Below are 14,823 nucleotides of genomic sequence, written 5' to 3'. Positions count from 1 at the left end.
GCACGCCCCCGTCTGCAAAGCGTCTGAAGATCAGATCTCAAGAGAAATGGGTGAACACATGATCAGCACCGCACTGATCCAGGCCGCGGACGGCGATGCCAACCCCTTCTTCCCAAACCCCTGGGAGATGGCGGTGGCCTTCCTGGGCTTCATCGTCCTGCTCTTCATCATCGTCAAGGTGGTGGCCCCGAAGTTCGAGGCCACGTATGAGAAGCGTGTGCAGGCGATCGAGGGCGGCATCAACGAGGCCGAGGAGGCTAAGGCCGAGGCCGCGGCTCTGAAAGCCGAGTATGAGCAGCAGCTCGCCGATTCTCGTGCCGAGGCATCCCGCACCCGCGAGGAAGCTCGTGCCGAGGCAGCCCAGATCGTGGCTGAGGCTCAGGAGAAGGCCGCCGCTGAGAGCGCCCGGATCCGTGAGCAGGCTCAGGCCCAGATTGAAGCAGAGCGCGCCAGCGCAGCTGCACAGCTCAAGGCCGACGTCGGCAGCCTCGCCACCCAGCTGGCAGGCCGCATTGTCGGTGAAGCTCTGGAAGACGACGCCCGCTCCCAGCGAGTGGTCGACCGTTTCCTTGCTGATCTTGATGCTGAGCAGAACCGGGCAGGAGCGACCCAGTAATGGCGGCGGTGACCAGCGAATCCCTGGCAAGCCTGCGGAGCGACCTTGCAGCAACCATCTCTTCCGCCGATCTCTCGGTGGCCGATGAGCTGTTCGCTGCGCTGGACGTCCTGGAGGGTTCGGCATCGCTGCGCCGGTCACTGACAGATCCTGCACGGCAGCCGGCAGAGCGGGCAGCCCTGGCGCGCACGCTCTTCGGCAATAAGGTCGCCGAGCCCACTGTCAGCGTTCTGGAGGCAGCAGTCTCCCGGCGCTGGAGCTCTGAACGTGACCTGGGGGACGCCCTGGAGACCCTTGCCGTCACCGTCACCGCAGCTAAAGCGGAACGCGACGGGCTCAGCGGTCTTGAGGACCTGGAAAGCGCGCTGCTGGGATTCCGCCACACGGTTGCCGAGTCCCATGAACTGCAGCGCGCCTTCACCGATGCACAGGCAACACCGGAGGCTAAGCAGCGACTTGCCGCCCGGCTGACCCCCAGCGTTCCCGCTGAGGCGCGCCTGCTCATTGATCGCGCTGTGACCCAGCCCCGCGGAGTGCGCCCGACCAGGCTGGTGGAGAAGTTCGCTTCGGCGATCGCCGCCCGTCAGCAGCGCTGGATTGCGCAGGTCACCGTGGCGAAGCAACTGGACAGCGCCTACCTGCAGAAACTGTCTACCAGCCTGGACAAGTACTTCGGCAGGGAGCTGAAGCTCGACGTCGTCGTCGACCCCGCAGTGGTCGGCGGCATCCGGGTACAGGTGGGGGATGAGGTAGTCGACAGCACCGTCGCTGCCCGACTCAATAACCTGAGCCGGACACTGGCCCGCTAGCTCACGCTGGCAACAATACGAATCTTTGAACCGAACGGCCGCCGACGGTGCGGCCACTGATAGAGGAGAGCAGGGACTGCAGATGGCCGACTTGACCATCAACGCCGACGACGTCCGCAATGCTTTGACCGAGTTCGCTGCGTCTTACGAGCCTGGCGCGGCAGAACGAGTCGAGGTCGGACGTGTGATCTCGGCAGCCGACGGAATTGCACGAGTGGAGGGACTTCCCTCCACTATGGCGAACGAGCTGCTTCGCTTCGAAGACGGAACCCTGGGCTTGGCCCAGAACCTGGACACCCGCGAAATCGGCGTGGTGATCCTGGGCGAGTTCTCCGGCATCGAAGAAGGCCAGGAAGTGACCCGCACCGGCGAGGTGCTCTCCGTTCCGGTGGGTGACAAGTTCCTGGGCCGCGTGGTGGACCCGCTGGGCAACCCGATCGACGACCTCGGTGAGATCGAAGCCGAGAGCCGCCGGGCGCTGGAGCTGCAGGCACCTTCGGTGGTGCAGCGTAAGTCGGTCCACGAGCCGCTGCAGACCGGCATTAAGGCTATCGACGCCATGATTCCGATCGGCCGTGGTCAGCGTCAGCTCATCATTGGCGACCGTCAGACCGGTAAGACCGCCATCGCCATCGACGCGATCCTCAACCAGAAGGCCAACTGGGAATCCGGCGACGTCAACAAGCAGGTCCGCTGCGTGTACGTCGCTGTGGGACAGAAGGCTTCCACCATTGCTGCTGTGCGCCAGACCTTGGCCGATCGCGGTGCCCTGGAATACACCACTATCGTGGCTTCCCCGGCATCCGACCCGGCAGGCTTCAAGTACCTGGCACCCTTTGCAGGCTCGGCTATCGGCCAGCACTGGATGTACGGCGGCAAGCACGTGCTGATCATCTTTGATGATCTCTCCAAGCAGGCTGAGGCCTACCGTGCTGTGTCCCTGCTGCTGCGCCGCCCGCCGGGACGCGAAGCATACCCGGGTGACGTGTTCTACCTGCACTCACGCCTGCTGGAGCGTTGCGCAAAGCTCTCCGATGAGATGGGCGCCGGCTCCATGACCGGACTGCCGCTGATCGAGACAAAAGCCAATGACGTCTCCGCCTACATCCCGACCAACGTCATCTCCATCACCGATGGTCAGATCTTCCTGCAGTCGGACCTCTTCAACGCTAACCAGCGTCCCGCTGTGGACGTGGGCATCTCGGTGTCCCGCGTGGGTGGCGCTGCTCAGGTCAAGGCCATGAAGAAGGTCTCCGGCACACTGAAGCTGGATCTTGCCCAGTACCGGGATATGCAGGCCTTTGCGATGTTCGCCTCGGACCTTGATCCCGCTACCCGCCAGCAGCTGGTGCGCGGCGAGCGTCAGACCGAGCTGCTCAAGCAGGCCCAGTACACCCCGTACCCGGTTGAAGAGCAGGTCGTCTCCATCTGGGCCGGCGCTCAGGGCCACCTCGATGACGTGGAGCTGGCTGATATCAAGCGCTTCGAAGCCGAGTGGATCGATCACCTCAAGCGCAAGACTGACGTGCTCACCAACATTGCTGCCACCGGCAAGCTCGAGGACGACACCCTCAACACGCTGAACGAAGCCATCGTGGACTTCAAGAACGCTTTCCAGTCGGAAGGCTCCCAGTCCATCCTGGGCAACGAGACCGCTGAGGCTCTCTCGGCTGAGGACATCGAACAGGAAGAGATCGCCGCTCAGAAGTAGCGGATGCACCGAACTCTTCGACTGACTACTTAGGGAAGGACAAGCATGGGAGCCCAGATCCGGGTCTATCGCCAGAAGATCGCATCGACTTCGTCGATGAAGAAGATCTTCAAGGCGATGGAGCTGATCGCGACCTCGCGCATCGGCAAGGCGCGCAGCCGCGCACAGGCGGCCTCGCCCTATGCCGAGGCCATCACCCGTGCGGTCTCGGCCGTGGCCTCGCAGAACGATATCGAGCATGTGCTTACGCAGAAGGCGGATGCGCCTAAGCGTGCGGCAGTGCTGATTATGACCAGCGACCGTGGTTTGGCCGGAGCGTATTCCACCAACGTGCTCAAGCGCGCTGAATCGCTGACTGCACGGCTGAAGGAAGACGGCATTGAGGTGCGTCCGTACCTCTACGGTCGCAAGGCTCAGGCCTTCTACGACTTCCGTGACCGTGAGTACGACAAGGTCTGGACCGGCCAGACGGATGCGCCCGCAGTTGAGCGCGCCCGCGGGATCGGTCAGACACTGGTCGAGCGCTTCACTCAGCCCACTGAGGAGGGCGGCGTGGACGAGCTTTACCTGGTCTACACGCAGTTCAAGTCGATGGTCAGCCAGGAGCCGGTGGTTCAGCGACTGTTGCCACTCGCTGTTGTCGCGAAGGAAGCCGAGTCTGCCGAGGAGTTCCTGCCTCAGTACGATTTTGAGCCCTCCGCCGAGGAGGTGCTGGACGAGCTGCTGCCGAAGTACATCGAGTCCAAGATCTTCGCCGCAATGCTCGAAGCCTCCGCCTCCGAACTGGCCGCACGTCAGCGCGCAATGAAGTCCGCTGCAGATAACGCAGACGAACTCATCCGCAAGTACACGCTGCTGCGTAACAACGCTCGCCAGGCCGAGATCACCCAGGAGCTCACCGAGCTCATCGCCGGTGCAGACGCGCTGGCTTCGTCCTAAGCCCTTTGACATCATCAAAGATCAAGTGAAGTGAGAGAGATGACTGCCACTACTGCAGAACAGAGCCCCGCCGGGGCCGTTCAGCCCGGAGCGACCGGACGGATCGCCCGCGTGATCGGCCCGGTTGTGGACATTGAGTTCCCCGCTGACGCCATTCCAGAGATGTACAACGCTCTGACCTCCGAGCTGACCATCGGCGGACAGACTCGCAAGATCACCTTCGAGACCGCCGCCCACCTGGGCGACAACATCGTGCGTGCCATCTCCCTGCAGGCCACTGACGGCCTGGTCCGCGGTGTGCCCGTGCGGGACACCGGTTCTCCGATCAGCGTGCCCGTCGGCGACACTGTCAAGGGACATATCTTCAACGTCCTCGGTGAGACTCTCGATATGCCCATCGAGGACCTCGAGATCGAGGACCGTTGGCCCATCCACCGCCAGGCACCGAACTTCGCGGCTCTGGAGGGCTCCACCGAGATGCTGGAGACCGGCATCAAGGTGATCGACCTGCTGACCCCGTATATCCAGGGCGGCAAGATTGGCCTCTTCGGCGGCGCAGGTGTGGGCAAGACGGTCCTCATCCAGGAGATGATCACCCGTGTGGCCCGTAACTTCGGCGGTACCTCGGTGTTCGCCGGCGTCGGCGAGCGTACTCGTGAGGGCAACGACCTCTGGGTCGAGATGGAAGAGGCCGGCGTTCTCAAGGACACCGCCTTGGTGTTCGGCCAGATGGATGAGCCCCCGGGAACGCGTCTGCGCGTAGCCTTGACCGGTCTGACTATGGCTGAGTACTTCCGTGATGTGAAGAACCAGGACGTGCTGCTCTTCATCGATAACATCTTCCGCTTCTCCCAGGCCGGCTCTGAGGTCTCCACCCTGCTGGGTCGTATGCCCTCGGCAGTGGGTTACCAGCCGAACCTGGCTGATGAGATGGGTGTTCTGCAGGAGCGCATCACCTCCACCCGCGGTCACTCGATCACCTCCATGCAGGCCGTTTACGTGCCTGCTGATGACTACACCGACCCGGCACCGGCCAACGTTTTCGCACACCTGGACGCCACCACCGAGCTTTCCCGTGCGATCGCTTCCCGTGGTCTGTACCCGGCGGTGGATCCGCTGACATCCACCTCGCGCATCCTGGACCCGCAGTACGTGGGCCAGGAGCACTACGACTGCGCCACCCGCGTGAAGCAGATCCTGCAGAAGAACAAGGAACTGCAGGACATCATCGCGATCCTCGGCGTGGACGAGCTCTCCGAAGAGGACAAGATCATCGTCTCGCGCGCTCGCCGCATCGAGCAGTTCCTGTCCCAGAACACCTACACTGCTAAGCAGTTCACTGGTGTCGAAGGCTCCACAGTGCCGATCAAGGACACCATCGAGGGCTTCAACGCCATCGCCAATGGCGACCTTGACCACATCCCGGAGCAGGCGTTCTACAACATCGGCGGCCTGGACGACGTCGAGAAGAAGTACGCCGAGATCCAGAAGAAAGGCTGATCATGGCTCAGCTCGACGTTCAGGTCGTAGCCTCTGACCACGCTGTGTGGTCGGGGCAGGCCAAGTCGGTGCGCGCGCGCACCGTGGAGGGCGACATAGGCATCCTGCCCGGTCACACCCCGGTACTCGCCCTGTTGGGCGAGGGCGAGCTGGTGGTGGAGCCGGTCAGTGGCACCGCTGTGAAGGCCCAGGTCAGCGGAGGTTTCTTCTCCGTCGACCATGATCGGGTCACCATCGTCGCCGACGACGCCGAGCTCTCCAACGGCTGATCCCTCAGCCTGACTCTCACTTCACACTCACGTGATGGCCCCCGGTTCCGCCGGGGGCCATCGGTGTATCTGCCCGACTCCGCGCGGGCCGAGACCACACGATAGGATCGATGACCGTGCGATTGGTGATAGCAACATGTTCGGTGACCTATTCCGGTCGGCTCAATGCCCATATGGCTCTGGCGAAGCGCCTGCTGATGGTCAAAGCTGACGGAGCGGTGCTTATTCACTCAGACGGAGGCTCCTATAAACCGCTGAACTGGATGTCGCCACCAGCGACGATGCGGGTGAGCGCACCGGATGAGCATCAGGCCGAGGCCGGAATTCAAGAGGTGTGGACAGTATCCGCTACCAAATCAGATGACACCTTAAAGATCCTCATCTCAGAGATTCACCACGATTCCTCGCATGAGCTTGGCACCGATCCCGGGCTGGTCAAGGACGGTGTCGAGGCAGATCTGCAACGACTGCTGTCGGAACAGATCGAGCGGCTGGGGGATGGGCACGCCCTGATCCGCCGTGAACACCCGACCCCCATCGGGCCGGTAGACATTCTGGCCAAGGGTCCTCAGGGAACTGTGGCAGTAGAACTTAAACGTCGCGGCGATATCGACGGTGTGGAGCAGCTGACCCGCTATCTGGAGCTGCTCAACCGCGACCCACTGCTCGCCCCGGTCAGCGGTGTCTTCGCTGCCCAGCAGATCAAACCTCAGGCCAGAACTCTGGCTGAGGATCGAGGCATCCGCTGCGTGGTGCTCGACTACGAGGAGATGAAGGGCGTCGACGACGCCGACTCGCGGCTGTTCTGAGTCAGTTGCGCCAGGGACATGAGGCTTCCCACCGTTTGTTGCGCTTTCGACGCGATTTTCAGCCTGTCGCGCACCATCGGATGGGAGAATAGTCCTATGGCCAAGCGCAGAGCATCGAAGTGGCAGCGGGAACAGCGCCCGTTGAGCACTCAGTTCCTCGCTCCTGGCGGTATCAGTACCGGTATCGCCACCAAGCGCGACGGTGAATATCACGTGCGGTTCATTTCGGCAGCTGCTGCGCAGAAGGAATACATCTGCCCGGGCTGTCACGGTCGGATCCCACCTCAGACGGCGCATATCGTCGCCTGGCCCACTGGTTCACTCTTCGGTGTTGAATACGCTGCAGAACAACGGCGCCATTGGCATTCCCACTGTTGGAGAATCGCCGCCTGAATCCGTCCATTCCTCGGGAGGGCCCGCGCTGACCAGGTGCTATGCCGGCCACCAGTGCGGGGCCAGCGTCCAGGCAGTCACAAGATTGTGACCTTATCGTTATCTTCGATAGTGTAGGCCGCTGAACTACCGCGTATCCACCACCAAAGGACACTTCGTACCGTGCGATTCCTCTATCCCGTCTCTGCCTTTCTTCTCGGGCTGATCCTGCTCGGCTTCGGCATCGGCCAGCTCGTCCCTGGCGAACCCGAGGACGTCCGCAGCCAGCCGGCAGAGGAGGCACCGTTCACTGTCATCACCGATGACCTCATCGACGCCGAAGAGGGTCACGATGAGTTCACCATTGAAGGCGACGGCGAATACAGCCTGGCGATCGGTCGGGCACATGATATCGAGGCATGGCTGGGCGACGCCGCCTACAACCGCGTCACCGGAGTCACTGACTCAGCCGATCAGGCAGAGATCGAGGTTGAGCACATTGAGGGTGAGCAGCAGGCCCCGAATCCGCTGAACTCAGACCTCTGGGTAGCGACCGAGACCACTGAGGGCGAACTCCTCTACCGCTGGAGCACCCCCGACACGGACGAAGAATGGTCCTTGCTGGTCTTCCGCGACGGTGAAGCCGCTGCTCCCGTGACAATCTCCGCTGAGCGCCCGGCGCCGGGCTCGCAGGGTCTGGGTATCACCCTGGTGATCCTCGGAGCCCTCGCCGTGCTGGTTGCCTTGGCGCTGTTCTACCGAGCTCTGGGAGCAACGCGCCGTGAAGCTGCGGCTGACAACGCCGATGGCGCCACCGCAGCATCCGCTGGTCTGGCCACCGAGCCAGAGTCCTCATCAGTTGAATCCGATGACCAGGCGCTCGATCACCATTCGATCGCTCTGCCCGGTGCTGCTGACGCAGACCCTGCAGCAGATCTCTCCAGCGTCGAAGAATCTTCTTCAGCTGAGCCTTTGGCGGCAGACCACGCTGATATCACCGAAGAACACCCTGAAGTCGACGAGGATGAAACCACGGCCCTGAGCTTCGACTTCCAGGACGACTCCGACGATTCCTTCGCCGAGACCGAAGTCATCGACGATGAGCAGAATGAGTCGCAGCAGGAAGCCAGCGAAACTGCCATCTCCGAAGAAGACGCCAACCGTGAGACCGGGGATGAAGCAGCTGACCCCGAAGACGCACCACGGACAGACCAGGAGCACGTCATCAACGACGACGAACCCGCCTCCGAGCAGTCCAAGTCAGACGACGCGCAGACACCGGCGCAGAAGCCCAAGGGCCTGCGCGGACGATTCGGTCGTGGCACTGCCTACGCCGTCGTACCTGCGGTGGCAATTGCGCTGACCTCAGCTCTAGGCGGCACCGAGCAGGCATATGCTGCGACGGAAGAGCCCGAGCAGACCGAGACTGACATCGACGTAGCAGAGGAAGTGCCCTCCGAGGGCTACTCCGTGCTGCTGGGAACCCAGTTGGAGCGGATTCTCGGTGATATCTCCGAGGTGGTGGCCAGCGCCGATGAGGAGCAGGATGCTGAGGCCCTCCAGCAGCGGGTTGCAGGTCATGCACTCGAAGTGCGAGAGCTCAGCTACCGCAATCATGACCTCGCTGAGAGTTCTCTGCCGGCGCCTATCGGCACCGAGGTGCTCTCTGCGGCAGTGACTTCCGAGACAGAGTTCCCGCGACAGGCTGTGGTGATCACTAACCACCCAGACGGTGAAGTCCCACAGATCCTGATTCTGGAACAGAACTCCGCGCGGGAGAACTACAAGCTCATCCATGCCTCCCTGATGGCACCGGGCACCGAGTTCCCGTCCTTCTCCGCAGAGCAGGGCGGTGTGGTTCCGGTTGATCCGGAGGACGAGTCCGCCTCTCCTGCACCAGCTCAGGCACTGAGCGGCGTCGCCGGCTTCTTCGCCGATTCCGAGGACGAGTTTGGTGAGCAGGTCGCTGAGAGCATCTACCTGCAGAGCCTGCACGGCTACTACGAGGAATTGGCCGAAGCAGCTGAAGACACCGAGCTGAGCTTCCCAACCCCGGAGATGGGTGAACAGATCACAGCCCTGGAGCTGCCTGACGGTTCGACTCTGGTGGCTGGCTCCTTCGAGCTGGTGATGCAGATGGCCCCACTGGACGACGGCGATACGATCTTCCTGGAGCATGACCTGGTCGAGGAGCTGGCCGGCACTGACTGGACCACGTTCCCGACCGAGATCAGCACCACCGAGTCGGTAGTGCTCCAGATTCCGGCCGATGAAGACGGCGAGGTCGTCCTGCTGGGCATCCACGACATCATCTCTGACGCTTCCATCGACACGCCGGAGTGGTTTGAGGGCTACGATAGCGACTGATGAGTGAACAGCCTTCAATCAATGCGCGAGGGGCAGTAGACCTCTCCTCTCTGACCGACCAGTCCCAGCAGCCACAGGGCCGACCAGCCGGGGCTGCTCCGGCGGGCGCCTCGGGCTCCGCTGCGCAGCAGCCAGGTGCTGACACCTGGAGCGTGAGCATCCAGCCGCAGCAGCTGCAACAGGTGATCCAGCTTTCAGCTCAGGTGCCTGTTCTGGTGCTGATCCATGGGGCCGATGACACATCAGCTCAGTTCCGCGAGACGCTGGAAAGCGCGGTTGATGCCCAGGGCGGCCGACTCGTTCTTGCCCAGATTGACGCAGCTGCTTCCCCAGAACTAGCCCAGCAGGCGGGGCAGCTGCCCGTGGTGACCGCGTTCCTGGCCGGCCAACCAATCGGTGAATTCGACGCAACGGCACCGGCGGAGCAGCTGCCGCAATTGGTCACCCAGATCATGCAGCTGGCCACCCAGAACGGCATTACCGGAACCGTGCCGCCCCAGGGGCGTAAGGCAGGGACCGCCGAGGGCGCGAGTGAACCAGAACTGCCGCCGCTGCACCAGAAAGCTCACCAGGCGCTGGAGCAGGGAGACTACGACAGCGCGATCGCTGCTTTCGAACAGGCCGTGCGGGAGAAGCCCGACGACGAGGACGCCAAACTGGGCATTGCCCAGGTCAAGCTGATGAAGCGCACCCAGGATGTGGATCTGGCGGCAGTGCGCCAGCGCGCCGCTGAGCATCCTGATGACGTGCAAGCCCAGACCCAGGTGGCAGATATCGATGTCCTCGGTGGTCACGTCGAGGACGCCTTCGCGCGGCTGGTGCGGTTTATCCAGACCCATCCCGGTGATGATCGCGAAACTGCGCGGCGCCACCTGGTGGAGCTCTACAGCATCGTGGGTGACAGCGATCCTCGAGTGGCGGCCTCGCGCAAGCGCCTAGCCTCTGCCCTGTTCTGAGTTGGTTCCGCGGGCGGGGAGACCCCGCCACGGCCATGACGTGGCCCGCACGCCCGTGTTGCGGGCGCACGGGTCCCTGACGTCACGGCTCCACTCGGCGGGCTTATGCCCGCCATCACGCCTGAAGGGTTCCGCGGGCGGAGCCTCACGTTCGGTGGCGCAATTTGACGTCATTGTTGTGCGATTCCGGGCTTTTCAAGCCCCAGCTGCGGTTAGAACGCGCCACCGAACGGCTGTGCTGGACCGAACCGCCATGACGCGGCCCGCACCCCGCGTTGCGGGCGCGCTGGCGGAAGTCATCCGCAGGGCTGACGGCTGCCCGACTGTGGCATCGATAGGGTGGAGCCTATGGAGAATAATGCACTGAGCATCCGTGGGCTGCATAAGCGATACGGGGATAAGATCGCTGTCCAGGACCTATCGCTGGATGTGCCCAAGGGATCCTTCTACGGATTCGTCGGCCCCAACGGTGCCGGTAAGACCACCACCCTGTCGATGGCCACCGGTCTGTTGCGTCCCGACGCCGGCTCAGCCGAGATAGCCGGCGTCGATGTCTGGAAGCACCCCACCGAGGCCAAGCGGCGTATGGGCGTCCTTGCTGATGGGGTGTTGCTGTTCTCCAAACTCACCGGTGAGCAATTGGTGACCTACGCGGGACTGCTGCGTGGAATGGACCGCGAAACTGTCGCCACCCGCACCGAGGACCTGCTGCGCGTCCTGGGACTGGAAGAGGCCGCTGGCAAGCTCGTTCAGGACTATTCAGCTGGTATGACCAAGAAGATCGCGCTTGCTTCTGCCATGGTGCATGCCCCTGAGCTGCTTGTCCTGGATGAGCCCTTCGAAGCAGTCGATCCGGTTTCCGCCCGGACCATCCGCGGGCTCCTGGATGCCTACGTGGCCAGCGGCGGAGCCGTCATCCTGTCCTCCCATGTGATGGACCTCGTTCAACGCATGTGCACCCATGTTGGCATCATCGCCCACGGTCAGCTGCTGGCATCCGGAACAGTGGATGAGGTGCGCGGTGACTCAGATCTGGAAACCCGCTTCGTGGAACTTGTCGGGCTGGAAGGCACAGATCAGGAGCTCTCGTGGTTGAAAGCCTGATCCGCCTCAAGCTGCGGCTGCTGGGGAACACGTACAAACGCTCGGGATGGGCTCTGGCCGGGACCGTGATCGCCGGGCTCTACGGTCTCGGCCTAGTAGGGCTGGTGGTCACGACTCAATTCGTCGAAGGAGCCCGCGCAGAATCCGCTATGGATCTACTGATCCCCAGTGTGGTGGTCTCCACGGGTGTCACCCTGGTCTGGATTATCGTGCCGCTGGCGATGACCGGAGGCGATTCCGTGATGGATCCGCGGCAGCTGATCACCTTCGGCATTCCTCGGCGCAGCCTCGTCATTGGACTCAGTGCCGCCCGGATGATCTCTGTGGGTGCGATTCTGACCGTTCTCTGGCTGGTGGGGCAGGTCCTGCTGTGGCGCTCTGACCTTATGGCCGCGGTGATTGCCATACTGAGCGTCCCACTTCTGCTGGTGACTTTTACTGCTGTGTCACAGGCGGTCACGACAGCCGCTTCAGCGTGGCTCTCAGCCCGCAAATGGCGCGATCTGCTGGCTATCTTGGGACTCGGTCTGGCCATGATGGCGTTCCCGATCGTCTCGAGCGCCGTCAGTGTCTTTGAGAATGTGCAGGAGGCTCTTCCGGTCATCGCCGAAGTGCTGTCCTGGACCCCGCTGGCCGCCGGAGCCGCACTGCCCTACGATGCCGCCACCGGGGCCTGGGGAGCGTTTGGCTTACGGCTGCTGATCCAGTTGGCCACCCTAGGTGCGGCACTGCTGATGATCCGCGCCGCCCTGATCACCATCACCGAGAAGCCGCGTGGCCAAGGCGGCCAGCGTCGTTCAGCAAAGCGCGGAAACATCGGACTTTTCGGGCTCTTCCCGGCTACTCCCTGGGGAGCAGTCGCAGCGCGCAGTCTCACGTACTGGCTGAAAGACCCCCGATACGGTGGGTCCTTGATTGTGGTCCCCGGTCTCGCCGTGCTCGGCCTCTTCCTATGGTGGCAGTCAGGGGAGACCTGGACCCTCTACGCGCTGGGACCCTTCATCGCATGGATGCTGGGCTACGCCATCTCGGCCGATATTTCCTATGACAACACCGCATTCGCCCTCCACGTCACCACCGGGGTCACCGGCGTCGCGGATCGGACCGGACGTGCCGTCTCACTGCTGACCTTCTCTCTGCCGGTGACTTTGGCGGTAAGCGTGCTGCCGATGCTGGCAGTAGGCAACGTGGAGCATCTGCTGGTGGTGACCGCCTTGAGTCTGGGCATGCTGCTGAGCACCATCGGGCTCTCCTCGGTGATCTCCGCTCGGCTCGTCTATCCCACACCGAAACCCGGGGACTCACCCTTCAAGCAGCCTGAAGGTGCTGGCGGACGAATGATGGCGATTCAGATGGCGACCATGCTGCTCACCGCCGCAGTGATGATCCCCGATGTCGTCCTGCTCATTCTGTGGGCCGTCAATGGTGCCGGCTGGCTGTTAGGGCTCTTGGTCGCAGCAACAGTGCTCAAGGGCGTCGGATTGGTCGTGGCTGGCATAGTGCTGGGGGCACGGGTCTACGAGCGCGCCGCTCCCGAGCTCTTCCAGGAAGTCGCAGCCCACTAACGCGGCCCACTAATGCGGCCCGGAGAAGCCCAGTGCAGAGATAGCCCAGTTCGGCGTTAGCCCTGTTCAGAGGTCCTCGGAGTTCTCCACGTACGCGGTGCATTCACGTGATTGCTCAATGCGGCTGACTGCATCGGTCAGTGGCGGCATCGCATTGACCGACGAGATCTGCTCCATCGCCAGCAGGACCTCCACGGTAGGAACGCGCCCGTAGCTGATGAGCTGCCAGTGATCCTCGCGGTCCATAGCGACCCAGTCGATACCGCCGTATCTCACACAGGGTTCCGTGGTGGGACCGATGGGCTCCACGCCGCAGCGCAGCACAATCTCCGATGGCTCGCCCCAGACAGCAGTGCCTTGCGAACTGGTGGGGCGGCGCTCCTGGTCCCCGATGACTTCAGGAAGCCGCAGCATGACCTCCGCGCAGTCAGGATCTTCAGCGTTGGGAGCAGGTTCCACGGTGGCCGTGGCTGCGCAGGAAGTCAGCAGCAGCATTCCGGCTGCCAGCATGGCTCGCCGCCCTCGTGCCAACGCAGCAGACCCGGTTAGGACTGCGCCGATCCTGGGTCGGGGGCGCGGTGCGGAGGACGTCAACACCGTGGGCTGCGCGGAATTATCAGACATATGGCCTATTCTGATCGAATCTGAGGCCGCACGCTAAACGCTGGCGGTCAGCACTTGATGAGCAGGCACCCTGAGGAGAATGTGATGACTGCTGCCCCGCCGCGGCACGGCGCCCCGCACAACGGCCCCGTCTTCTTTGAGGAAGAACCTCCACCCAAGCGCCGCAAGACCGGACGATGGGTGCTTGGTGGATTCGCCGTGCTGGTAGTTCTTGGCCTGCTGGCATCACTGACGTATCTCTTTGTGCTTCAGCGTTCTTATAACGAGAACGTCACTCACTTCCCCTCCGCTGAGGATGGACAGAGCTCGGTGTTCCCACCTGAAGAGGAACGTCCCGCCGACGACGACGCCCTGAACATCCTGCTGCTGGGCTCAGACTCCGGCGGCGGATCCGGTGATAACGAGAACCTGCCGCGGGTCCCCGGCGGCGGGCGCAGCGACACCATGATGCTGGTTCACATCCCGGAAAGCCGGGATGCCGTCTCAGTCATCTCCATTCCGCGCGACCTCTGGGTCGAGATTCCCGGCGGGTACGGCTGGCATAAGGTCAACGCAGGCCTGGCACTTGGCGGGGGACAGGGCCCTGGCCTCACTGTGGCCACCATCGAGTCGCTCTTCGACGTCCGAGTAGACCACGTGGCCGCCATCGATATGCTCGGTTTCGCCGGGCTGGTGGACTCCATGGGGGGAGTCACAGTGAACTCGCCTATGGCCTTCACCGCGCAGAACGGCATGAGCTTCGCCGAAGGTCCGCAGCATATGACGTCGGAACAGGCATTGGCCTTCGTCCGCGAGCGGAAAGCCTTCCCTACAGGAGATCTCCAGCGCATCCAGAACCAGCAGACCTTCATCCGGGCAGTGATCGACCAGGCCGCCACACCCTCGACCCTGTCTAATCCGGTGCGGGTCAACGAAATGGTCGGTACTTTCGCCCAGCACCTGATCACCGACGAAGAGCTCGATGCAGGTGCCGCCGCGAGCCTGGCGTGGAGCGCACGCGGGGCAGTCAACAATATGCAGTTCACCACGTTGCCCACCGCAGGAAACGGATACTCCGCAGATGGGCAGTGGATCTTCTACCAGGACACCGAAGCCATCGCCGCGATGTCCCAGCATATGAAAGACGGGACCCTGGCGGACTACCTCTCGCAATAGCGGCTCTGCGCACTTCAGGCGCTGGTA

14 protein-coding genes are annotated in these 14,823 nt (G+C 62.8%); 13 read left to right on the top strand and 1 reads right to left on the bottom strand.

Annotated features, from left to right (window positions below):
• Positions 1-58: 58 nt before the first annotated feature.
• The 12 genes from ABEA23_RS13890 to ABEA23_RS13835 all read left to right on the top strand — a co-directional run bounded on the left by ABEA23_RS13890 (position 59) and on the right by ABEA23_RS13835 (position 13,017).
• Positions 59-616: a F0F1 ATP synthase subunit B gene (locus ABEA23_RS13890; RefSeq protein WP_345478574.1), complete on the top strand. Its 558-nt coding sequence runs from the start codon at positions 59-61 to the stop codon at positions 614-616.
• Positions 616-1,425, top strand: coding sequence for a F0F1 ATP synthase subunit delta (locus ABEA23_RS13885; protein ID WP_345478573.1), 810 nt, complete (start codon positions 616-618; stop codon positions 1,423-1,425). Before ABEA23_RS13890 ends, ABEA23_RS13885 begins: the two co-directional genes overlap by 1 nt.
• Before the next feature lie 82 nt (positions 1,426-1,507).
• On the top strand, positions 1,508-3,136 hold the full coding sequence (gene atpA, locus ABEA23_RS13880) for a F0F1 ATP synthase subunit alpha (protein ID WP_345478572.1): 1,629 nt from the start codon (positions 1,508-1,510) through the stop codon (positions 3,134-3,136).
• A 45-nt stretch (positions 3,137-3,181) separates the two neighbouring features.
• The gene (locus ABEA23_RS13875; protein ID WP_345478571.1) at positions 3,182-4,075 is read left to right on the top strand and encodes a F0F1 ATP synthase subunit gamma; all 894 of its coding nucleotides are present in this window, start codon (positions 3,182-3,184) and stop codon (positions 4,073-4,075) included.
• Positions 4,076-4,114: 39 nt separating this feature from the next.
• Positions 4,115-5,575, top strand: coding sequence for a F0F1 ATP synthase subunit beta (atpD, locus tag ABEA23_RS13870; RefSeq protein ID WP_345478570.1), 1,461 nt, complete (start codon positions 4,115-4,117; stop codon positions 5,573-5,575).
• 2 nt (positions 5,576-5,577) lie between these two features.
• Entirely contained in the window at positions 5,578-5,844 is a 267-nt protein-coding gene (locus ABEA23_RS13865) for a F0F1 ATP synthase subunit epsilon (RefSeq protein WP_345478569.1), read from the top strand.
• A 116-nt stretch (positions 5,845-5,960) separates the two neighbouring features.
• Positions 5,961-6,653: an endonuclease NucS gene (nucS, locus tag ABEA23_RS13860; RefSeq protein WP_345478696.1), complete on the top strand. Its 693-nt coding sequence runs from the start codon at positions 5,961-5,963 to the stop codon at positions 6,651-6,653.
• A 96-nt stretch (positions 6,654-6,749) separates the two neighbouring features.
• Complete coding sequence (locus ABEA23_RS13855; RefSeq protein ID WP_345478568.1) at positions 6,750-7,046, top strand: hypothetical protein; 297 nt, start codon at positions 6,750-6,752, stop codon at positions 7,044-7,046.
• A gap of 162 nt (positions 7,047-7,208) precedes the next feature.
• Positions 7,209-9,392, top strand: a complete 2,184-nt coding sequence (locus tag ABEA23_RS13850; protein ID WP_345478567.1) for a hypothetical protein — start codon at positions 7,209-7,211, stop codon at positions 9,390-9,392.
• Positions 9,392-10,348, top strand: coding sequence for a tetratricopeptide repeat protein (locus tag ABEA23_RS13845; protein WP_345478566.1), 957 nt, complete (start codon positions 9,392-9,394; stop codon positions 10,346-10,348). The genes ABEA23_RS13850 and ABEA23_RS13845 overlap by 1 nt, the downstream gene beginning before the upstream one ends.
• Before the next feature lie 348 nt (positions 10,349-10,696).
• Entirely contained in the window at positions 10,697-11,452 is a 756-nt protein-coding gene (locus tag ABEA23_RS13840; RefSeq protein ID WP_345478565.1) for an ABC transporter ATP-binding protein, read from the top strand.
• The gene (locus ABEA23_RS13835) at positions 11,437-13,017 is read left to right on the top strand and encodes a transporter (RefSeq protein WP_345478564.1); all 1,581 of its coding nucleotides are present in this window, start codon (positions 11,437-11,439) and stop codon (positions 13,015-13,017) included. Before ABEA23_RS13840 ends, ABEA23_RS13835 begins: the two co-directional genes overlap by 16 nt.
• A 66-nt stretch (positions 13,018-13,083) precedes the next feature.
• On the opposite strand, the gene ABEA23_RS13830 is transcribed toward ABEA23_RS13835, so the two are convergent.
• On the bottom strand, positions 13,084-13,641 hold the full coding sequence (locus ABEA23_RS13830) for a DUF3515 family protein (protein ID WP_081652602.1): 558 nt from the start codon (positions 13,639-13,641) through the stop codon (positions 13,084-13,086).
• A gap of 84 nt (positions 13,642-13,725) precedes the next feature.
• Between ABEA23_RS13830 and ABEA23_RS13825 the strand changes: the two genes are divergently transcribed.
• Positions 13,726-14,796, top strand: coding sequence for an LCP family protein (locus ABEA23_RS13825; RefSeq protein WP_345478563.1), 1,071 nt, complete (start codon positions 13,726-13,728; stop codon positions 14,794-14,796).
• Positions 14,797-14,823: the final 27 nt, after the last annotated feature.

Origin of the sequence: Nesterenkonia rhizosphaerae, from assembly GCF_039544555.1 — a bacterium.
In the GTDB taxonomy this organism is placed as follows: Bacteria; Actinomycetota; Actinomycetes; order Actinomycetales; family Micrococcaceae; genus Nesterenkonia; species Nesterenkonia rhizosphaerae.
Note: the sequence above shows the minus strand (reverse complement) of the source record. Positions and strands in the feature narration are given on the sequence as shown.